Source organism: Bradyrhizobium sp. I71 (genome assembly GCF_022354745.1).
Taxonomy (GTDB): Bacteria; Pseudomonadota; Alphaproteobacteria; order Rhizobiales; family Xanthobacteraceae; genus Bradyrhizobium; species Bradyrhizobium liaoningense.
Genome location: NZ_CP059398.1, coordinates 2,345,949 through 2,366,101, shown reverse-complemented (window position 1 = coordinate 2,366,101; position 20,153 = coordinate 2,345,949). Strand labels below are relative to the sequence as shown.

Annotated in this window: 19 protein-coding genes; 17 read left to right on the top strand and 2 right to left on the bottom strand. The window is 64.7% G+C overall.

What is annotated here, in order from left to right:
* Positions 1 to 10 precede the first annotated feature (10 nt).
* From FJV43_RS11705 to ftsH, 16 genes are all read left to right on the top strand, one after another.
* Positions 11 to 415 (top strand): YciI family protein, encoded by a 405-nt coding sequence (locus tag FJV43_RS11705; RefSeq protein WP_239627145.1) that lies wholly within the window; start codon positions 11 to 13, stop codon positions 413 to 415.
* 47 nt (positions 416 to 462) lie between these two features.
* Entirely contained in the window at positions 463 to 828 is a 366-nt protein-coding gene (locus tag FJV43_RS11700; RefSeq protein ID WP_239627143.1) for a hypothetical protein, read from the top strand.
* Between the two features lie 127 nt (positions 829 to 955).
* Positions 956 to 1,696, top strand: coding sequence for a TetR/AcrR family transcriptional regulator (locus tag FJV43_RS11695; RefSeq protein ID WP_239627141.1), 741 nt, complete (start codon positions 956 to 958; stop codon positions 1,694 to 1,696).
* Positions 1,697 to 1,817: 121 nt separating this feature from the next.
* Positions 1,818 to 2,309, top strand: coding sequence for a DUF2852 domain-containing protein (locus tag FJV43_RS11690; protein WP_126258771.1), 492 nt, complete (start codon positions 1,818 to 1,820; stop codon positions 2,307 to 2,309).
* Between the two features lie 234 nt (positions 2,310 to 2,543).
* A complete protein-coding gene (locus FJV43_RS11685) occupies positions 2,544 to 3,308 on the top strand; it encodes a serine acetyltransferase (protein WP_239627139.1) in 765 nt (254 codons plus the stop codon).
* Between the two features lie 211 nt (positions 3,309 to 3,519).
* A complete protein-coding gene (locus FJV43_RS11680) occupies positions 3,520 to 4,047 on the top strand; it encodes a flavodoxin (protein WP_239627138.1) in 528 nt (175 codons plus the stop codon).
* Positions 4,048 to 4,481: 434 nt separating this feature from the next.
* Positions 4,482 to 5,198 carry a protein TolQ gene (gene tolQ, locus FJV43_RS11675; RefSeq protein ID WP_014492404.1) on the top strand — a complete coding sequence of 239 codons (717 nt, stop codon included), beginning with the start codon at positions 4,482 to 4,484 and terminating at the stop codon, positions 5,196 to 5,198.
* Between the two features lie 43 nt (positions 5,199 to 5,241).
* Positions 5,242 to 5,691, top strand: coding sequence for a protein TolR (gene tolR, locus FJV43_RS11670; protein ID WP_124159110.1), 450 nt, complete (start codon positions 5,242 to 5,244; stop codon positions 5,689 to 5,691).
* A 3-nt stretch (positions 5,692 to 5,694) separates the two neighbouring features.
* Positions 5,695 to 6,654: a protein TolA gene (locus tag FJV43_RS11665; protein WP_239627136.1), complete on the top strand. Its 960-nt coding sequence runs from the start codon at positions 5,695 to 5,697 to the stop codon at positions 6,652 to 6,654.
* Positions 6,655 to 8,031, top strand: a complete 1,377-nt coding sequence (tolB, locus tag FJV43_RS11660; RefSeq protein WP_239627134.1) for a Tol-Pal system beta propeller repeat protein TolB — start codon at positions 6,655 to 6,657, stop codon at positions 8,029 to 8,031.
* Positions 8,032 to 8,290: 259 nt separating this feature from the next.
* Positions 8,291 to 10,621: an EAL domain-containing protein gene (locus FJV43_RS11655; RefSeq protein ID WP_239627132.1), complete on the top strand. Its 2,331-nt coding sequence runs from the start codon at positions 8,291 to 8,293 to the stop codon at positions 10,619 to 10,621.
* 162 nt (positions 10,622 to 10,783) lie between these two features.
* Entirely contained in the window at positions 10,784 to 11,545 is a 762-nt protein-coding gene (locus FJV43_RS11650) for a hypothetical protein (RefSeq protein WP_239627130.1), read from the top strand.
* Between the two features lie 242 nt (positions 11,546 to 11,787).
* On the top strand, positions 11,788 to 12,276 hold the full coding sequence (pal, locus tag FJV43_RS11645) for a peptidoglycan-associated lipoprotein Pal (RefSeq protein WP_239627128.1): 489 nt from the start codon (positions 11,788 to 11,790) through the stop codon (positions 12,274 to 12,276).
* 188 nt (positions 12,277 to 12,464) lie between these two features.
* A complete protein-coding gene (ybgF, locus tag FJV43_RS11640) occupies positions 12,465 to 13,523 on the top strand; it encodes a tol-pal system protein YbgF (protein WP_239627127.1) in 1,059 nt (352 codons plus the stop codon).
* An 81-nt stretch (positions 13,524 to 13,604) separates the two neighbouring features.
* A complete protein-coding gene (tilS, locus tag FJV43_RS11635) occupies positions 13,605 to 14,660 on the top strand; it encodes a tRNA lysidine(34) synthetase TilS (RefSeq protein WP_239627125.1) in 1,056 nt (351 codons plus the stop codon).
* A gap of 276 nt (positions 14,661 to 14,936) precedes the next feature.
* On the top strand, positions 14,937 to 16,859 hold the full coding sequence (gene ftsH, locus FJV43_RS11630) for an ATP-dependent zinc metalloprotease FtsH (protein ID WP_239627122.1): 1,923 nt from the start codon (positions 14,937 to 14,939) through the stop codon (positions 16,857 to 16,859).
* 321 nt (positions 16,860 to 17,180) lie between these two features.
* On the opposite strand, the gene FJV43_RS11625 is transcribed toward ftsH, so the two are convergent.
* Positions 17,181 to 18,047, bottom strand: a complete 867-nt coding sequence (locus FJV43_RS11625; RefSeq protein ID WP_239627120.1) for an alpha/beta hydrolase — start codon at positions 18,045 to 18,047, stop codon at positions 17,181 to 17,183.
* Between the two features lie 151 nt (positions 18,048 to 18,198).
* Positions 18,199 to 18,621, bottom strand: coding sequence for a hypothetical protein (locus FJV43_RS11620; RefSeq protein WP_239627118.1), 423 nt, complete (start codon positions 18,619 to 18,621; stop codon positions 18,199 to 18,201).
* A gap of 102 nt (positions 18,622 to 18,723) precedes the next feature.
* Here FJV43_RS11620 and FJV43_RS11615 point away from each other — a divergent pair, with 102 nt between their 5' ends.
* The gene (locus FJV43_RS11615) at positions 18,724 to 20,103 is read left to right on the top strand and encodes a hypothetical protein (RefSeq protein WP_239627117.1); all 1,380 of its coding nucleotides are present in this window, start codon (positions 18,724 to 18,726) and stop codon (positions 20,101 to 20,103) included.
* Positions 20,104 to 20,153: the final 50 nt, after the last annotated feature.

Below are 20,153 nucleotides of genomic sequence, written 5' to 3'. Positions count from 1 at the left end.
AGGAAATCCCATGCGATTCATGATGCTGATGATCCCGCTCGGCTACGAGGCGGCACCGCCGGACGTTCAACTCGATCCCGAACGTGTCGCGGCGATGATGCGCTACAACGAGGCGCTGAAGGACGCCGGCGTGCTGATCACGCTCGACGGCTTGCATCCGCCATCGATGGGCGCGCGCGTCTCGTTTGCGACCGGCAAGCCCATGGTCACCGACGGCCCCTTCACTGAAGCCAAGGAAGTGCTGGGCGGTTACTGGATGATCGAGGTCGCCTCGCGCGAGGAAGCGATCGCCTGGGCGAAGAAGTGCCCGGCCTCGGCCAACGAAATCATCGAGATTCGGCGGGTGCAGGAGGTGGCGGACTATTCGCCTGAAGTGCAGGAGGTCGTGGCCGGGTTTGGCGACCTGAAGAAGTAGACGACAGCCGCGACCGTTTTCCGATCAACCAACCAAAGGAGATATCCATGAGCGCCGAACACAAATTCCTCGCCGTCTATCTCGGCAGCACGACCGGCACCAAGATGGCGGCCTGGCGCGCCCTGCCGGAGGCCGAACGGAAGGCGAAGGAGCAGGAGGGCATGGCTGCCTGGCACGGCTGGGTCGAGAAGCACAAGGCCGTCATCGTCGAGATCGGCGGCCCGCTCGGCAAGACCCGCAGGATCGACGCGAGCGGCATCACCGAGATCAGCAATGCGCTGACCGGCTTCACGGTGGTGCGCGCCGCCTCGCAGGAGGAAGCTGCCAGACTGTTCGAGAACCATCCGCATTTTGCGATCTTTCCGGGCGAGGCGATCGAAGTGATGCCCATTCTGCCCATTCCGCAGATGTAGCTTCGGTGCGAGCCCGTTCCGGGCTCGATGCCGACGCACCGGCCCGGCATGGCCGTGGAAGTACGGGTTAATCCTGCCTCATCGCCGCTAGTGACCTTCGCGCCCGGCTCATGTAAAGGTCGTTCACATGAGCTGGCGCAAGGAGCAGCGCCGCGCCGAGCGCGGCTATCACCACGGCAATCTGAAGGAAGCCTTGTTGCAGGCCGCTCTCGGACTCATCGCCGAGAAGGGCGCGGCCGGCTTCACCTTCGCCGATGCCGCGCGCATGGCCGGCGTCAGCGCCGCGGCGCCCTATCGGCATTTCCGCGACCGCGACGAACTCTTGTCCTCGATCGCTCAGCGCGGCTTCGAGCAGTTCGAGGCGCGCCTGACCGCGGCCTGGGACGACGGGCGCCCGGACACGGTCACGGCGTTCGAGCGCGTCGGCAGGGCCTATCTCGCCTTCGCCCGCGAGGAGCCGGCCTTCTACAACGCGATGTTCGAATCGGGCCTGCCGGTCGATGCAAATCCTGCGTTGATGGCAGCGGGCGAACGCGCATTCGGCGTCATCCGTGCCGCCGCCGAGCGTCTTGCGGCGCTGACGCCGCCCGGCGCGCCCCGTCCGCCGGCGATGATGATGGCGCTGCACATCTGGTCGATGTCGCACGGCGTCGCTTCGCTGTTCTCCCGCGGCGATGCCGCGCGTCGCAAATTGCCGATGTCGCCGGACGAACTGTTAGAGGCCGAGGTGCTGATCTATCTGCGCGGGCTCGGCTTCCCGATCGAACGCCGTCCGGCCACGAAGGGGGCCGAGCCGCCGCCGGTGCCGCCGGAGGCTTCCTCCGGTTCGGGCGTGCCGCCGGGCGGACCCTGGGGCAAGCCGAAATAAAGTTGCGCAAATAATTCCGCGGGCCTGTCAGGCGCTCGGCTTGACAAAATCGCGGGATGGTTTAGCTATGTAAATGTTATTTACATTCACAACGGCGCAGGTGCCGTGATGGAGATGGGAAATGGCCTACACCGCTGATGTCAATCGATGGCGCGGCCCTTCGGACCAATACCAACAGTACGAGCGTCCCCGCATGCTGGATACGCCCTGGCATCCCGGCTGGATTGCCGTGACCATCCTCGGCTTCATCATCTGGTGGCCGATCGGACTTGCCCTTCTCTTTTTCACACTCGGGAGCAGAAGAATGTCGTGCTGGAGCAGCCAGGATCGCTGGCAGAACAAGATGGAGCGGATGCAGTACAAGATGGACCGCATGCGCGGCCGCATGGAGCGCAGTGGCTTCGGCTTTGGCTTCGGCCCGCCGTCCTCCGGCAACCGTGCCTTCGACGAGTACCGCTCTGAAACGCTGCGCCGGCTCGAGGAAGAGCAGGTCGAGTTCAGGAACTTCCTCGACCGTCTGCGTCACGCCAAGGACAAGGAAGAGTTCGACCAGTTCATGGCGCAGCACAAGACGCGTCCGACCCCGCCGCCGACTGACCAGCAGCAGGGCTGACATCCAAGCCTGACGCCTCTCAAAGCCTTCAGGCGCATGCCCCCAAAGTCCTGATGGCCCCGAGCCGCCCGCCTGCGCAACCGCAGGCGGGCGGTTTGGCTTCGGCGCGTTCGCGCTGGCGCGAGAGGCCGGATAGCCGCGCGAGAGAGGACGCGCATCCCTTGGACGCAGCTGGCGCCTAGATCCGGACCGCCTATATTCGCCGTCACAGGTGCACGCGGATCGGAGGCGACAATGCCGGAAGCTGCGATGAACGCGAGCGACGACCTCTGGCAGGCGATCCGCCGCGAGGCCCAGCGTGCGGCAGCTGCTGATCCCTTATTCGGCAAGGCTCTGGCCGGCGCCGTCCTCACTCATGACGATTTTGCCGCGGCTCTGGCCGATCTGATCGGGCGGCGGCTTGGCAGCAGCGCCGAACGCGCGCGCTTCACATCCTTTTCCCGCGACGCCTTTCACGACGAGCCGGACCTGATCGAAGCTGCCGGTAGGGACCTCGCGGCCATCGCGCGCAGCGACCCCGCCGTCACCGACCTGCTGCCACCCCTGCTGCACTACAAGGGTTACCTCGCGCTGCAAGCCTGGCGCGTCTCGAACTGGCTCTGGCGTCATGACCGTCGCGACGCGGCGCTGCTGTTTCAGAACGAGGCGTCGAACCTGCTCCAGGTCAGCATTCATCCGGCTGCCAGCATCGGATCCGCCGTCTATCTGGACCACGCCACCGGCATCGTGATCGGCGCCAACGTCGTCATCGGCGACGACGTCACCATCCTCCAGAACGTCAGCATCGGCCGCAGCAGCGAACTGCCGGCGCGCTCGCCGCGCATCGGCCGCGGTGTCTACATCGGCGCGGGCGCGAGCATTCTCGGCGACATCAGCATCGGCGATCTTGCAAAAATCGGCGCCGGTACTGTCGTGACGGGCGACGTGCCTGCCGGCTGCACGGCAATCGGCAATCCTGCCCGGCTGACGAACTGCCCCGAGTCCGCCTCGGCCGCCTGACGCGCCTCTCGCTCAAAGCATGATCCGGAAAAGTGTGAAGCGGTTTTCCGCCGAAAGTGATTTTCGGGACAATTCTGTGGGTATGGGCTGGTTCCTCCGGCACACCGCGTGATGCGATCCGCATCGTCGACGCGTTCTCGGCGCCTGTTGACGTGAATCAAGCCACGCGCATCGCGAACGCGATGTAGTTCGTCGGGCAGAGGCGAGGAGCATGACGATGGCGAACGCAAGGATACTCGTGGTCTATTATTCCCGGACCGGCACGACGCGCAAAGTTGCTCAATCCCTGGCGGCTGCGCTGTCCTGTGACAGTGAAGAAATCACCGAGGCTGGTAGCCGCAATGGGATATTCGGTTATCTGCGCTCGGCCATGGAAGCGCGACGGCAGATCCCATCGCGCATCGCCGCCACCGTCAGGGATCCATCTCTCTACGATCTCGTCGTGATCGGAACCCCGGTCTGGGCTTGGTCGCTGTCTTCGCCCGTCCGTGCCTACTTGCTCGCAAACAGGTCGAAACTCCCTGCGGTGGCATTCTTCTGCACGCTTGGCGGGGCCGGCAGCGATCAGGTCTTCGGCCAGATGCGGGAGCTCGTCGGCAAGCAGCCCCTTGATTGTCTTTCCCTCACTGCGCGCGAGGTGGCATCGACGAACCACGCAGCGCGGCTCGCCACGTTCGTCGAGGCGATACAGCGGGCAATTGGGAACGGGCGCAGCAGTGCAGCGACGAACGCGGCCTGAGGGATTGCTCGTCCAGCGGCTTGAAAGATCTCTTTGCCTAAGGAAGCGGTCCTCTAGCCGAGCTCGAAACCCGGTTCCCGGACGCGGGCTTGGCCCTCGATTTCCAGGCCAGATGCCGCGGCCCCCGGGCTGCCGGGGCCAAATCCCTGGCCCGCCTGCCTTTCCGGCAGCCATATTCGCCGCCGGTAACCGCGCATTAACCAACGCCGGGCTCTGGTAATTGCGGACAGTCGCGCCCAAAGCCGTGTCGAGGCCCATAGTTTTGACATCTTGGCGGGGAATGCAGGCGGCCGGCTTGGACGAGCCCTGCACCCCAGAAAGACAAGGCTTTGAGCAGGCTTGCCGGCCGCGCCGATTCTAGCGCGGCTGTTGGGGAACCGGCCATTTCGTTGGCCAGGACATCAGGTAACGATCGCCTTGAGAGGATACTGCTTATGAATCCGGCCGACGTGGCTCAGTCAGCCCTTCCGGTTGCCGCCTCCGCCGACGTGTCGCTGATTGCGCTGTTTTGGCAGGCTCACTGGATCGTGAAAGCGGTAATGCTGGGACTTCTGGCCTGCTCGGTCTGGGTCTGGGCGATCGCCATCGACAAGATCTTTCTTTACGCGCGCACCCGGCGCTCGATGGACCGGTTCGAGCAGGCGTTCTGGTCCGGGGAGTCGATCGAGGAGCTCTATCGCACGCTGTCGGCCAAGCCGACGCACTCCATGGCAGCCTGCTTCGTGGCGGCGATGCGCGAGTGGAAGCGTTCTTTTGAAAGCCACGCCCGCTCGGTCGCCGGCCTGCAGATGCGCATCGACAAGGTGATGAACGTCTCGATCGCGCGCGAGGTCGAGCGCCTGGAACGGCGCCTGCTGGTGCTGGCGACCGTCGGCTCCGCCGGCCCCTTCGTCGGCCTGTTCGGCACGGTCTGGGGCATCATGTCGAGCTTCCAGTCGATCGCGGCGTCGAAAAATACCTCTCTGGCGGTGGTCGCCCCCGGTATCGCGGAAGCGCTGTTTGCGACCGCCGTCGGCCTCATCGCCGCCATTCCTGCCACTATTTTCTACAATAAGTTCACCTCCGAGGTGAACCGGCAGGCCCAGCGGCTGGAGGGCTTCGCTGATGAATTTTCAGCCATTCTCTCGCGTCAGATCGACGAGCGGGGCTGACGGACGGCATGTATAGTGTGAAGGGCAATTTGGGCACCAGACCATGGGCATGAACGTCGCAAGTTCATCCGGAGGCGGCGGACGCCGCGGCCGGCGCAAGCCCGTTGTGGCCGAAATCAACGTCACGCCGATGGTCGACGTGATGCTGGTGCTGCTCATCATCTTCATGGTCTCGGCGCCGATGCTGACGGTCGGCGTGCCGCTCGACCTGCCCCAGACCCAGGCCAAGAGCCTCGAAAACAACGACCAGAAGCCGATCCAGATGTCGGTCGACATCAAGGGCAAGGTGTTCATCAATGATGCCGAGATCGCGCTGAACGAGCTGGTGCCGAAGCTCAAGGCGATCACGGATGCGCGGGGCGGGCTCGAGGAACGCATCTACCTGCGCGCCGACAAGAAGGCGGATTACGGGACGGTGGCCAAGGTCATGGGCCTGCTGTCCGGCGCCGGATTCAAGAAGCTGGCCCTCGTCACCGAAGCGGATCAGGGGTAAGCCGTGAAGGTGAACATCGACAAGACACTCGTTGCGTCGATTGCCCTCCATGTCCTCGTGCTTGGATGGGGCCTCGTCACCTTTAGCAGCAGGGCCTATGTGGCGCCGGAGGAGTCGCTTCCGGTCGACATCATCTCCTCCGATCAGCTCGCAAAGATGATGGCGGGGCAGAAGACCGGTGACAAGAAAGAGCCGAAGCCCAAGGTCGAGAAGATCGCGGAACCCAAGCCCGAAGAGGATGCCGTCGGCAAGGTCACCGAGAAGAAAGAGCTGATCAAGACCAACTCGACGCCGGAGCCGCCGCCGAAACCCGTCGAGAAGCCGGTCGAGAAGAAGCCCGAGCCGCCGAAGCCCGTGGCGGAGGCGAAGCCGAAGGAAGAGCCGAAGCCGCAGGAAAAGAAGCCTGATCCGGCCAAGGAAGATCCGATCGCCGATCTCCAGAAGAAGCTGGACACCAAGAAGCCGCCGCCGAAGCCCGTGGAGCAGAAGGTCGCGGCCGTGCAGCCGCAGCAGCAACCGAAACCCAAGGAGCGCACCTTCGACCCCGCGCAGATCCAGCGCGACCTCGACAAGCGTGCCGCGACCCGGCATGAGCTGACGGGCTCGGCGCTGAACGCGTCGGCCGCGCTGGGATCGACTACCGGGACGGCAGCCAACAACGTCGCAACCTGGCAGGGAGCTTTCATTGCGGCTGTCAAGCACTGCTTCAATTTCCCTTACGACGCTCAGGACAGGGATCAGTTTGCAGCCGACATAGACATACAAATGCGTCCTGATGGCACGCTCGCTTCAGCGCCTGTGATTGTCTCGGTACGAGGACCGTCTCGGACGATTGCAAATGCGATGGCCGAGAGTGCCAAGCGTGCTATCCAACAGTGTCAGGCCTACGCATTCTTGCCCAAGTCCCAGTACGACACTTGGAAGACGATTGCGCTGACTTTCGATATGAAAGATCAGCGGTAGATGAGACATAAATTGACTCAGGTGAATAGGATGCCATTTCTGACGCGACGTGGGTTCATCGCGGCCGCGGGATCGACAGTCACCCTGCTGGCTGGACGCGCCGCAACTGCGCAGGGGCGACTTCAAGTCAGTCCCGGCGGATTCCAACCCATTTCGATCGCGATCACTAATTTCGTGCCCGGTTCACCCGCCGACGGCGAGGTCGGCAACGGGGTCACGCAGGTCATCACCAACAACCTGAAGCGTTCGGGTCTGTTCGCGCCGATCGACCAGGCCGCCTTCATCGAGCGCATCAGCAACATCGACGTCGCGCCGCAATTCCAGAACTGGAAGACCCTCAACGCGCAGGCCCTCGTCACCGGCCGCATGACGCGCCAGCCCGATGGCCGGCTGAAGGCCGAATTCCGCCTGTGGGACGTGGTCTCCGGCCAGCAGCTCGCCGGCCAGCAATATTTCACCTCGCCGGAATATTGGCGCCGCATCGCCCACATCATCTCCGACCAGATCTACGAGCAGATGACCGGCGAGAAGGGCTATTTCGACAGCCGCGTGGTGTTTGTGGACGAAAGCGGCCCGAAGGAGCGCCGCGTCAAGCGGCTCGCGATGATGGACCAGGACGGCGCCAATGTGCGCTATCTGACCCGCGGCTCCGACCTCGTGCTGACGCCGCGCTTCTCGCCGAACTCGCAAGAGATCACCTATATGGAGTTCGGCCAGGGCGATCCGAAGGTCTATCTCTTCAACATCGAGACCGGCCAGCGCGAGATCGTCGGCAACTTCCCCGGCATGACCTTCGCGCCGCGCTTCTCGCCGGACGGCCAGCGCGTCATCATGAGCCTGCAGCAGGGCGGCAATTCCAACCTGTTCGTGATGGACCTGCGCTCGCGCTCGACCACGCGCCTCACCGACACGCCGGCGATCGACACCTCTCCGTCCTACTCGCCGGACGGCACCCGCATCTGCTTCGAGTCCGATCGCGGCGGCCGGTCGCAGATCTACGTGATGGCGGCGGGCGGCGGACAGGCGCAGCGCATCTCCTTCTCCAAGGACGACACCAACGCCAGCTATTCGACCCCGGTGTGGTCGCCGAAGGGCGATTACATTGCCTTCACCCGGCAAGGCGGCGGGCAGTTCTCGATCGGCGTCATGAAGCCCGACGGCTCCGGCGAGCGGCTGCTGACCTCCGGCTTCCACAACGAGGGCCCGACCTTCTCCCCGAACGGCCGCGTGCTGATGTTCTTCCGCGATCCCGGCGGCAATGGCGGGCCCTCGCTGTACAGCGTCGACATCTCCGGTCGCAACGAGCTCAAGGTGCCGACACCGGGCTTTGCCTCGGACCCCGCATGGTCGCCGCTGCTGTCCTCGACGGCGGGCTGACGGGAGTGGGGCTAAAACATCGCGTGTTCAGACGAGCGATGTTTTCGAAAAAAAGCGCCGATTTTTTCGAGTTCGGGGCGCAAGGCAAGACTTCCTTCACCTTGTGCCCGGCAAGGCTTGCCTAGCTGCTTGATATCTAAGCGAAAATTGGTTCGCTATTGCCGAAAAACAACTCGACTTTAACGATGTTCCCTCAGAAAGGCTTCATCTCAGCTGGGTTAGAACTACGCGCCCAACCAGGACGCGCGTACACACCAACATGCAGTTCGCTAGCCAGAGCGGAGAGCAGGAGGAACAGGCCTCGCCGACGATTTCGGCGGCGCTGACCGATTCGCTGTTCGAGGCGCCCGGCACGGTGCTTACCGGCATAGTGTTCTCGGCGTTCTCGGCCTCCTTGACGGCGCTCAAGACGGGACAGACGCTGCTTTGGCTATTTGTCCCGCTGCTCATTCTTGCGGGAGCCATACGCGCCTTCGATTTGAGCCGGTACCAGGCCACAAAATCGGTTCTGAGCGCAGAACAAGCGGCGCGTTGGCAGCAGCGCTACCAGATCGGAGCGCTCATCCAGGCCGCCGCCATCGGTCTATGGTGTTCCACGACCCTGCTGAGCAATGAGGACGCCATCGCTCACATGATTGCCCTCTCGGTCACCACCGGAATCGTGGCGGGAGGAGCGGGGAGAGCTTACGGACGGCAGTGGATATTTCGTCTGCAAGCCACCTTGATATTCGGCCCGGCCGTGATCGCGCTGGCGCTGCACGCCACACCTTACTACATGGCGATGTCGGTCGTGTGCGCCGCGTTCCTCTTCTCGGTGATGCGGCTCTCCGGCAACCTGCACAGGATATTCTTACGCGCCGTTGTCGCGCGCGAGCGCGAGGCCGCGCTCGCCGGCCAGTTCGACACGGCCCTCAACAACATGCCGCACGGGCTCTGCATGTTTCGCATCGACGGCCAGCTCGCGGTGATGAACCACCGCTTTGGCGCGATGATGAATCTGCCCGACAATCTCACCCAGACCAGCACGACTGTGCGCGACATCATCGCCGCATGCGTCGAAGCGGGATCGATTTCGGCGGCCAGCGGCGAGGCGATCATCTCCGACATCGAAACCGCGCAGGCGAACGAAATCATCACCGCCGACCCCGATCCGCACAGGAATCGTTCGCTGTCATGGACTGTCCAGCCGATGGCTGATGGCGGTGCGGTTTTGCTGCTCGAGGACATCACGGAGCGCCGCAACGCCGAGGCCAGGATCAGCCATCTGGCCCGCTACGACGATCTCACGGCGCTGCCGAACCGTGTCAATTTTCGGGACGAGATCGAGCGTTTGCTCGCAGTCGCGCGCCATGCGGAGCGTCTGTCGGCTCTGCTCTTCGTCGATCTTGACCAGTTCAAGCAAGTCAACGATACGCTGGGTCATCCCTGCGGCGATCAGCTTCTGTGTGCGGTCGCCAATCGCCTGCGCGAGATGCTGCGCCCGGAGGATTTCGTCGCCCGCTTCGGCGGCGACGAGTTCGTCGTCTTCCAGCAGAACATCTCTTCGCCGGAGGACGCCGCGGCGCTTGCCCGCCGTATCGTCGAACGGCTGAGCGAGCGCTACCGCATCGAAAATCATCTGGTCGAGATCGGCGCCAGCGTCGGCATCGCGCTGACCTCCCCCGGCGAGATCAGCGCCGATACGCTGCTCAAGAATGCCGACATGGCATTGTACCGAGCCAAGGCCGACGGCCGCGGCACCTTCTGCTTCTTCCGCGACGAGATGGCGGCGACCGTCGAGGCCCGTCGCATCCTCGAGCTCGACCTGCGCAAGGCGCTCTCCAACGAGGAGTTCGAGCTGTTCTACCAGCCATTGGTCAATCTGAAGTCCGGCAAGATCACCACCTGCGAGGCGTTGCTGCGCTGGAATCATCCGGTGCGCGGCACGGTCTCGCCGGTCGACATCATCCCGGTCGCCGAGGACATGGGCCTGATCGTCGATCTCGGGCGCTGGATCCTGCGCCGCGCCTGCATGGAATGCATGAAGTGGCCGGACGGCGTCAGCGTTGCCGTCAATTTCTCGCCGCAGCAATTCCATCAGCGCGACGTCCTGAGCGAAATCCGCTACGCGCTCGAAGTGTCGGGCCTGCCGGCGCATCGACTGGAAATCGAGATCACCGAGTCCTCGCTGCTGCGCAACACCCAGCTCACCCACGACATCCTGTCGCAACTGCGTGCGCTCGGCGTGCGTATCTCGCTCGATGATTTCGGCACCGGCTATTCCAGCCTCAGCTACCTGCACAATTTCCCGATGCAGAAGGTGAAGATCGACCGCTCCTTCCTCGAAGGCATCGATACCGACCGGCCGCTGACGCTGCTGCGCGGCGTCGCGCGGCTGTCCGCCGACCTCGGCATGGCCGTCGTGGTCGAAGGTATCGAGACCAACGAACAGCTCGAGCTGATCAGCGCCGACGGCACCGTGACCGAAGGGCAGGGTTACCTGTTCAGCCGGCCCGTTCCGGCGGTGCGCGTCCGCCAATTGCTCAATGCCTCGCATGGCCGTCGTATGCCTGACGACCAGCTCGCCATCGCATCGTCGCGATCGGCCTGATCCTTCGTCGCAGCTCCTTCATTGCAACCGGCTCCCGGCTAGCTCCGTAATATTGCGGGCCCCAAAAGGTTAACCCTAACAATTCTAATGCTTTGCAATTTCGTTAAGGAACCATTAATCTGCTACTACTCGCGGAAGTTGCTTGGTGTTTAGAGGTAGCAGATGAAGTCCGGAGCCGAATCGAGCGCGGCGCACCTTCCACGCGGCGCCGCGTTGTTTGATCGCATCGATTACCGACTCATCGAAACTCCCGAGGACAAGGACAACCTGTACTTGATGCGCTACCGCGCCTATCTGCAGGCCGGACTGATCCCGCCGTCGGAGTCGCAGCGGGTGACGGACCGTTTCGACGACGCGCCCAACGTCTGGAATTTCGGCGTCTACGTCGACGACGACCTCTGCAGTTCCGTTCGAATCCACGTTCTGACGTCCGAATGCCGGATGTCCTACACCACGGAGGTGTTCGGCGACGTCCTGCATCCTCGGCTGGACCGGGGCGAGGTCTTTGTCGATCCGTGTCGATTCGTTGCCGATCCCGAAATGCAACAGCGGTTCCCCGAACTGCCTTATCTGACGGTCCGGCTTCCCTTCGTTGCCTGCGAGCATTTCAATGCCGATGTCGGGCTCTCGATGGTGCGGACCGATCATCAGGCGTTCTACCGCCGCGTGTTCCTGTCCGAGACTCTCACCGAGCCGCGTTCATTTCCGGGCTGGCCGACGCAGAAGGCCGTGCTGATGGCCTCGGATTATCCCAAGGTCCGGGAAAAGATCCTGACGCGTTTCCCGATCATGCGCTCCAGCGCGTTTGAGCGGCGCATGCTGTTTACACGCAGCACCCCGCGCCAGGCTGCAACGCGGCCGGCGCTGGTGACCACGCCGCGGAGCCGGGATGTGGCGGCGCCGGCAGTCGGTTCGGCCTACTAGGGCGGTCCCCCTCTCGATTCAGCTCAAAATTCCTGCAGAAGCCGGCGCTTTTGCCGGCCGGCGCGGCTTGCCTTCACCCTGGCGCCACATTTACAACTCATTAACCATGACGGTTGCTTTTCGCTGACTGGGGGCATTTGAGCGGCTGAGGCAAGGTTCCGTCAAGGTTGACGGAACGTTCGCTTAACCAACCCCCTGTAGACCGGACAGCAGTGGACTAACGTGAGCGTGGAGGCTCCGGAATGAAACATCCTATGCGTATCCTCCAGGGATTGAAGCTGGCCGCGGTGCTCGCCGTCGCGCTGTCGATGGGCGCCTGCGCCAACAAGAATGCCGCGACGGATGCGATGGCCAATGCGGCGACGCCCGGCAGCCAGCAGGATTTCGTCGTCAACGTGGGTGACCGCGTGTTCTTCGAAAGCGACCAGACCGATCTGACCCCGCAGGCGATCGTGACCCTGGAGAAGCAGGCGCAGTGGCTCCAGACCTATCCGCGCTACAGCTTCACCATCGAAGGTCATGCCGACGAGCGCGGCACCCGCGAATACAACATCGCGCTCGGCGCCCGCCGCGCCCAGTCGGTGCGCTCGTTCCTCTCCTCGCGCGGCATCGATCCGAACCGGATGCGCACGATCTCCTACGGCAAGGAACGGCCGGTCGCCGTCTGTAACGACATCTCCTGCTGGTCGCAGAACCGGCGCGCCGTCACCGTCTTGAACGCGAGCTCCTGACGCTCCAGTCAGCTGCCGTTCAGCTTCGGAAATGGACTATGCCGGCGCCCTCTCGGGCGCCGGTTTCGTTTCAGCATTCTGTGACAGAAACCGCTTTGTAGCAGTCACATTTTTGGCGTACTCCACTTCAATGTGAGGCGCGTCGAATGTTCCGTCGCAGGCCATTTCGCTTTTGTCGTCAGGGCAAGATGTCATCCAGAATTAAGGTCTTTACCGGCACCGTGGCGACCGCCGCGCTGCTCTCCTTGTGCTCGCCCGCACTTGCGCAACCGGTCTTCGCGCAGTCGGACGATGCCGACCCCGAGATGCGGATCGAGCGGCTGGAGAACCAGCTGCGCCAGCTCACCGGCCAGAACGAAGAGCTGCAATATCGCAATCGCCAGCTCGAGGAGCGGCTGCGGGCTCTCGAAGGCGGTGCGCAAGCCGCGCCCGGTCAAGCACCGAACGTTGCGGCGATGCCGCCCGCCCAAATCGCACCAACCCAGGTCACGCCGGGCTATCGCCAGCAGCAGCCGGCCGCGCAGCCGAATTACGAGCAGCCGCAGATCGCCGCCCCTGCGCCGATCATTCAGGAGCAGCCGGCGCCCGGCGCACCCGGCACGCGCCGCCGCGGCGATGCGTTCGATCCGAACCAGAACCCGAACGCGCCGGGCGCGCCGCGCGCGCTCGGCGGCGGGCCGCAGCCGTTGCCGGCGGGAGCCGGCGCCGGTGGCCGCAACCCGGGCGAGCCGCTCGATCTCGCCAACACCAGCCCCCGCTACCAGCAAGGCGTGCCGCCAGCCGCACAGCCCGGCTATCCGCCGGCCCAATCCGGCTATCCCGCACCGGCCGGCGGCGCTGGCCTGACCACCCTGCCGCCCTCGGCGACGCCGCGCGACGAGTTCGACCTCGGCATCGGCTACATGCAGCGCAAGGACTATGCGCTTGCCGAGCAGACCATGAAGAATTTTGCGCAGAAATTCCCGAGCGACCCGCTGGTCGGGGACGCGCAATACTGGCTCGGCGAGAGCTACTTCCAGCGCCAGCAATATCGCGACTCCGCGGAAGCCTTCCTCGCCGTCACCACCAAATACGAGAAATCGGCCAAGGCGCCGGATGCGCTGCTGCGGCTCGGCCAGTCGCTCGCCGCGCTGAAGGAGAAGGAGGCCGCCTGCGCCGCCTTCGGCGAGGTCGGCCGCAAATATCCGCGCGCCTCCGCCGGCGTCAAAGCGGCGGTCGATCGCGAGCAGAAGCGGGTGAAGTGCTGAGGCCCGGCGTTTCTGTCCTGACAATGCGGGTGCTGCTGCGCTAAACATCGCGATCATCCGCTGATGATGCTGGGCCGGGTCATGTCAGACGACGATTCTCCGATCTCGGCGCGCGAGGCGAAGCGGCTCTTCGCCGGCCTGAGAGCTGCGCCGGCGCTGGTGCTCGCGGTCTCGGGCGGGCCCGACTCGGTCGCGCTGATGTGGCTTGCGGCGCGCTGGCGGCGCAGCCTCGCGCGCGGTCCGCTTCTCACCGTCGTCACGATCGATCACGGCCTGCGGCGAGAGGCGCCGCGCGAGGCGCGCGAGGTCAAGCGGCTCGCCGCCGGGCTCGGGCTGCCGCACCGGACACTGCGCTGGCGCGGCACAAAGCCGAAGGCGGGGGTGCCCGCGGCAGCGCGCGAGGCCCGTTACCGTCTGCTCGCCGACGCCGCGCGTGCCGCGGGCGCGAGCCATGTGCTGACGGCCCACACCCGCGACGACCAGGCCGAGACCTTGTTGATGCGCCTCTTCCGCGGCAGCGGACTTGCCGGGCTGTCGGCCATGGCTCCCCTCAGCGAGCGCGACGGAATCGTGCTGGCGCGTCCGCTGCTCGATGTTCCGAAGTCGCAGCTGATCGCGACCTTGAGGCGGGCGAAGGTCGGCTTTGCCGAGGATCCCACCAACCGGGACACCGCCTTCACCCGGCCGCGGCTGCGCGCGCTGCTGCCGCTTCTCGCAGCGGAGGGCGGCGATGCCCGCAACCTGGCGCGGCTCGCGGCAAGGCTGGCGCGGGCCAATGCGGCGGTCGAGGTGCTGGCCGACGGCGCCGAGCGCTTCCTCCGTTTGCGGGATCGCGGCGTTGCGCCGCAGGCGGGGGTCCGAAGCTTCGAGGCCTCGGACTTTGCCGCCCTGCCGGAGGAGGTCCGGCTGCGGCTCCTGCTGCGCGCGATCAACGCGCTCGGACATGAAGGGCCGGCGGAACTCGGCAAGGTCGAAACCCTGATGTCCGCACTGGACCAGGCGGTGGCCGCAAGTCCCCGCGCCCGCGCGACCGGTCGGCCGGTCCTGAAGCAAACCCTCGCGGGAGCCTTGATCAGCCTTGCCGGCGGGCGTATCCACATTGCGCCGGCACCGGCCCGGCGGCGCACCGGGAGATGAGCACGAATAAGGGCGGATCATGGCACCTGCCGTTTCGCATCGGCGCCGTCAGGCCACCTTAACCAGGCCGGAAAACCCCCGATCGGGCGCCATTATTTCCGCGGGAATCGCGCTAAGATGGGATAAATAGTCCCATCTCGTTCCCTTGGCAGCGACCGGGGCGGCACCTAAATTGTATCCGTCTAACCGAGAGGATTCCTTGGGATTTCCTCGCATTGACCAAAGCCACTGCCCAAGGATCAGGGTTGCGATCCGCGCGACCACGAAGGAAGATCAATGAACGCCAATCTGCGCAATTTCGCCCTCTGGGTCATCATTGTCTTGCTGCTGTTGGCGTTGTTCACGCTGTTTCAGAATCCGGGTCAGCGGGCCTCCTCGCAGGACATCGCCTTCTCCCAGCTCCTGAGCGAAGTTGACCGCGGCAATGTGCGCGACGTCGTGATCCAGGGGCCTGATATCCACGGCACCTTCACCAACGGCTCGAGCTTCCAGACCTACGCGCCGAACGATCCGACGCTGGTGAAGCGTCTCTACGACAGCAAGGTGCAGATCACCGCGAAGCCGCCGGGCGACAACGTGCCCTGGTTCGTCTCGCTGCTGGTCTCCTGGCTGCCCTTCATCGCGCTGATCGGCGTGTGGATCTTCCTGTCGCGGCAGATGCAGGGCGGCGCCGGCAAGGCGATGGGCTTCGGCAAGTCGCGCGCCAAGATGCTGACCGAAGCGCATGGCCGCGTCACCTTCGAGGACGTCGCCGGCGTGGACGAAGCCAAGCAGGACCTGCAGGAGATCGTCGAGTTCCTGCGCGACCCCGGCAAATTCCAGCGCCTCGGCGGTCGCATTCCGCGCGGCGTGCTGCTGGTCGGCCCTCCCGGCACCGGTAAGACCCTGATCGCGCGTGCGGTGGCCGGCGAAGCCAACGTGCCGTTCTTCACCATTTCCGGTTCGGACTTCGTCGAAATGTTCGTCGGCGTCGGCGCGAGCCGCGTCCGCGACATGTTCGAGCAGGCCAAGAAGAACGCGCCTTGCATCATCTTCATCGACGAAATCGATGCCGTCGGTCGTCACCGTGGCGCCGGCCTCGGCGGTGGCAATGACGAGCGCGAGCAGACGCTGAACCAGCTGCTGGTCGAGATGGACGGCTTCGAGGCGAACGAGGGTGTGATCCTGATCGCCGCGACCAACCGTCCCGACGTGCTCGATCCCGCGCTGCTGCGTCCGGGCCGCTTCGACCGCCAGGTCGTGGTGCCCAATCCGGACGTCGTCGGCCGCGAGCAGATCCTCAAGGTTCACGTTCGCAAGGTGCCGCTGGCGCCGGATATCAACCTCAAGACCATCGCGCGCGGTACGCCGGGCTTTTCCGGCGCCGACCTGATGAACCTCGTCAACGAGGCTGCGCTCACCGCCGCCCGCCGCAACAAGCGGATGGTGACCCAGGCCGAGTTCGAGGAGGCCAAGGACAAGGTGATGATGGGCGCCGAGCGCAAGTCGCTCGTCATGACCGAGGAAGAGAAGCTGCTGACGGCCTATCACGAGGGCGGCCACGCCATCGTCGGCCTCAACGTGCCCGCGACCGATCCGATCCACAAGGCGACCATCATTCCGCGCGGCCGTGCGCTGGGCATGGTCATGCAGCTCCCGGAGCGCGACAAGCTGTCGATGTCCCTGGAGCAGATGACCTCGCGCCTTGCCATCATGATGGGCGGCCGTGTCGCCGAAGAGCTGATCTTCGGTCGCGAGAAGGTGACATCGGGTGCCGCCTCCGACATCGAGCAGGCCACGCGCCTTGCCCGCATGATGGTGACGCGCTGGGGCCTGTCGGAAGAGCTCGGCACCGTCTCCTACGGCGAGAACCAGGACGAGGTCTTCCTGGGCATGTCGGTGTCGCGCACACAGAACGCGTCCGAAGCGACCGTCCAGAAGATCGATTCCGAGATCAGGCGTCTGGTCGAGGAGGGCTATCAGGAAGCCACGCGTATCCTTACCGAGAAGCGTGCCGACCTCGAGGCCCTCGCCAAAGGACTGCTGGAGTTCGAGACGCTGAGCGGCGACGAGATCGTCGACCTGCTCAAGGGCAAGAAGCCGAACCGCGAATCCGTGCTCGAGCCGACCACGCCGCGCGCCTCCGCGGTGCCCCCGGCCGGCAAGTCGCGCCCGCGGCCCGATCCGGATCCCGGCCTGGAGCCGCAGCCGCAGGCCTGATCGCAAGCGGCAGACCGAATTGAAGAACGCGGCGGAAACGCCGCGTTTTTTTTGGCCTGCGCGATCGCCGCAAACTCCGTCATTGCGAGCGCAGCGAAACAATCCGGAATCTTTTCGCGGTGGCAGTCTCGATTGCTTCGCCGCGCTCGCAATCCGGATGCGCCGTGGCCGCAATGACTTGCGATAGCGCCGTCGAGGTGGGCAAAGCCGCCCCTGCGCCATGCCCACCATCTCTCGGCTGTCGTGCAAGGGATGGTGGGCGGCGCTTTCCGCCTTCGCCCTTCGACGGGACAAGCCCGCTTCGCCCAGCCTGTGATCTCCTTACTTCGCCGCTGCTCCGGATTTGGCGCCACGCGCGAGGAAGCGCAGCACGTCGTCGTTGAACTGCTCCGGATCCTGCAGGAACGAGAAGTGGCTGGCCTCTGGCTGGATCAGGAGGCCGGCGCCCGGAATGCTCGCGGCCATGAACTCGGTGTTCTCGCGCTTGATCGCCTCGTCGTGATCGCCATCCACGATCCAGGTCGGCACCTTGATGGTCGCGAGGTCCGAAGCCGTCCACTTCGGCTGGCTCTCCCACATCTTGGTGATCTCCGCGACGAAGCCCTTGTACTCGGTCGGGGTCGACGAAAGGCGCTTGTACTCCTCGCCGGCTCTGGCGATGTAGGCATTGAAGACGTTGCTTGCCGCAATATCCGCAACGCCTGACGGGTCCGAGTTCGCCGCGAAGGCGAACAGCCTGCTCACCCGCTCCGGATGCTTCATGGCGATGTCGAGACCGATGATCGCGCCGTCGCTCCAGCCGACGATCGCGGCCTGCCTGATCTTGAGATGATCGAGCAGCCCGATCACGTCCGAGGCCATCAGATCGTAGCCATATGGCTCCTGGTTGCGGCCGCTGCGGCCATGGCCGCGGCTCTCCATGACGATGACCTGATAATGCCGTTGCAGCGCGCGGACCTGGTGGCCCCAGTAGTTGGCGTTGGCGAGGCCGCCATGCAGCAACAGGACGGGCTGGCCGCGACCGAAGACGGCGTACCAGACCTTGATGCCGTTGACGGGTGCGAAGCCGCTCTGCGCCGCCTTGGGCAAGGTTGGAGTCGGCGGCAGGCTGAGCCATTGCGGCGCCGCCTGCGCCGTCGTGATCGAGACCGTGACCAGAAGTGCGATGAAGAGATTGCGAAGCAGCATGACACACCTTTCCCTTCGACCATCCGATAGTACCGCATGGCAGAACGTGCGCGTCAGCTCTCGAGACGGTCCGCACGGAGAAGTGAAAACTCCATCGATCGTGCCGGCAACAACGCCAGCCGATATGGGTATTCGAACGCGCGGCACGCGCTCACTTGCGCACGCGCCAGACCGTCCAGCCGAATTTCGACATCGCTTCGACCGGCTCCAGATAATCCGGAGCTTCACCGGGCCGAGCTGCGAGGCCCTGCGGCGCGATGCGGACAAGGTCGATCGGCGCCATCACGCGCCCGGGCGGCAGCGTGGCGAGTGGCACTATGCCGGAGATGGTCTGGCAAGACACGTTTGCGATCGGGCATCGCGATCTCGTGGCGCTCATTGCCGCGACGAATGCCGGCCAGATTGCAAAGCCGACGCCGCCGAGGGTAGCGGGCGATACGAGGATTGCGGCACGCCGCAGCCCCCGATCGGTCGCGCAGATCGGCCTGGCAAGACTGTCCGGCGGGAGCAGTAGCAGTGCCAGCAGCAGCGACGACCCGGCGAGCCGCCCTGGGGCGAATGCGAGAACACTCAAGAAGAACTTAACGCTTGCGTTCTAGTTTGGCCCGCCATGTCTGACCAGGTCGTCCACAGCGCGGTTCAACCGTTCTCGGCACGTGCAGCGCTCCCCTGGCTGGTGGGCCTCAGCGTCTATGCTGCGCTGCTCTTCGCCGGGCCGCGGTTGCTCGGCGATCCCGACACCTATTCTCATGTCGAGCTCGGGCGCTGGATCATGGCGCACGGCGCCCTGCCGACGAGCGATCCCTTTTCGTTTTCCAAGCATGGCGCGCCCTGGATCACCTTCGAATGGCTCTCGGAGGTCATCTACGCGGCCGCGTACCTAATTTCCGGCTGGCCGGGCGTCGTCGTCGTGGCCGCAGCGGCGATAGCGCTCGCCTTTGGCTTGTTGACCTTTTTCCTGCTGCGTGAGCTTTCGCCGGTCCAGACGCTGCTCATGGTGATCGCCGCCGTCATCCTGTTGGCGCCGCATATGCTGGCGCGGCCGCACGTCCTCGTCCTGCCGGTCATGGTGATTTGGGCGGCCGCCCTGGTGCGCTGCATGGATCGTGGAGGGCCTCCGCCCTACTGGGCCCTGCCGCTGCTGGTGCTGTGGGCCAATCTTCACGGCAGTGGGGTGCTGGCTCTCGGGTTGATCGGCCCTGCAGGGCTCGAGGCGCTGCTGCGCGAGAAGCGAAGCGAATGGCCGCGCGTGCTGCTGCGGTGGCTACCCTTCACGGCACTCGCAGTCGTAGCCTCCTGCCTGACGCCCCACGGGCCGGAACCGCTGCTCATGCCGCTGACGACACTCGGCCTCGGCCCCGCGCTCGCCTGGATCGCGGAATGGCGACCGCAGGATTTCGGCCATATCGGCGGTTTCGAGTTGCTGCTGCTGGCTGGAATCTTTGCGCTCTCGCGTGGCGTGACGCTGCCGGTCGTGCGGGTCCTTGTGGTGCTGGGCCTGCTCCATTTCGCGCTGGCGCAGATGCGCAATGCGGATCTGTTGGCCATGCTGGCGCCGCTCTATCTGGCAGCCCCTCTGGGGCGGAGATTCGGCGGCGCGGCCGCGGACGATACGGCCGTCGCGTCGCGCGGCCTCACTCTGGCTGGGCTCGGCGTGTTGATCGCGGCGAGCGGGGTGGCCCTGGCGCATGACGTCAGGCCGGCTCCGACCATCACGCCTCAGGCGGCCATCGCTGGAGCCGATCTCGCCAAGACTGGGCGCGTGCTCAACGACTATTCCTTCGGCGGCTATTTGATCTTTGCCGGCATACCGACCTTCATCGATGGTCGCGCCGAACTGTACGGCGGACCGTTCATCGACCGCTACAATCGTGCCCTGGCGCTGATCGACCTCGGAGATTTTCTCAGCTTGCTGGAGGAATACCGCATCGGTGCGACGTTGCTCGCACCGAACACACCGGCAGTCGCGATGCTTGACCGGCTGCCCGAGTGGCAGCGTGTCTACAGCGACGACGTGGCGGTCGTGCACAAGCGGCGGGAGACGCCGCAAAGATAGGCAAAGGGGTGTCGAATCCGACATATAGGCCTCCGGACAACACGCCCGCC

Bases quoted from the DNA above. Each gene is read 5' to 3' on its own strand.
- FJV43_RS11705 (WP_239627145.1), top strand. From the start codon at position 11: ATGCGATTCATGATGCTGATGATCCCGCTCGGCTACGAGGCGGCACCG.
- FJV43_RS11685 (WP_239627139.1), top strand. From the start codon at position 2,544: ATGCCGGAAGCTGCGATGAACGCGAGCGACGACCTCTGGCAGGCGATC.
- ybgF (WP_239627127.1), top strand. From the start codon at position 12,465: ATGTCATCCAGAATTAAGGTCTTTACCGGCACCGTGGCGACCGCCGCG.
- tilS (WP_239627125.1), top strand. From the start codon at position 13,605: ATGTCAGACGACGATTCTCCGATCTCGGCGCGCGAGGCGAAGCGGCTC.
- FJV43_RS11655 (WP_239627132.1), top strand. From the start codon at position 8,291: ATGCAGTTCGCTAGCCAGAGCGGAGAGCAGGAGGAACAGGCCTCGCCG.
- ftsH (WP_239627122.1), top strand. From the start codon at position 14,937: ATGAACGCCAATCTGCGCAATTTCGCCCTCTGGGTCATCATTGTCTTG.
- FJV43_RS11700 (WP_239627143.1), top strand. From the start codon at position 463: ATGAGCGCCGAACACAAATTCCTCGCCGTCTATCTCGGCAGCACGACC.
- FJV43_RS11690 (WP_126258771.1), top strand. From the start codon at position 1,818: ATGGCCTACACCGCTGATGTCAATCGATGGCGCGGCCCTTCGGACCAA.
- tolB (WP_239627134.1), top strand. From the start codon at position 6,655: ATGAGACATAAATTGACTCAGGTGAATAGGATGCCATTTCTGACGCGA.
- tolQ (WP_014492404.1), top strand. From the start codon at position 4,482: ATGAATCCGGCCGACGTGGCTCAGTCAGCCCTTCCGGTTGCCGCCTCC.
- FJV43_RS11695 (WP_239627141.1), top strand. From the start codon at position 956: ATGAGCTGGCGCAAGGAGCAGCGCCGCGCCGAGCGCGGCTATCACCAC.
- FJV43_RS11680 (WP_239627138.1), top strand. From the start codon at position 3,520: ATGACGATGGCGAACGCAAGGATACTCGTGGTCTATTATTCCCGGACC.
- FJV43_RS11650 (WP_239627130.1), top strand. From the start codon at position 10,784: ATGAAGTCCGGAGCCGAATCGAGCGCGGCGCACCTTCCACGCGGCGCC.
- tolR (WP_124159110.1), top strand. From the start codon at position 5,242: ATGGGCATGAACGTCGCAAGTTCATCCGGAGGCGGCGGACGCCGCGGC.
- pal (WP_239627128.1), top strand. From the start codon at position 11,788: ATGAAACATCCTATGCGTATCCTCCAGGGATTGAAGCTGGCCGCGGTG.
- FJV43_RS11625 (WP_239627120.1), bottom strand. From the start codon at position 18,047: ATGCTGCTTCGCAATCTCTTCATCGCACTTCTGGTCACGGTCTCGATC.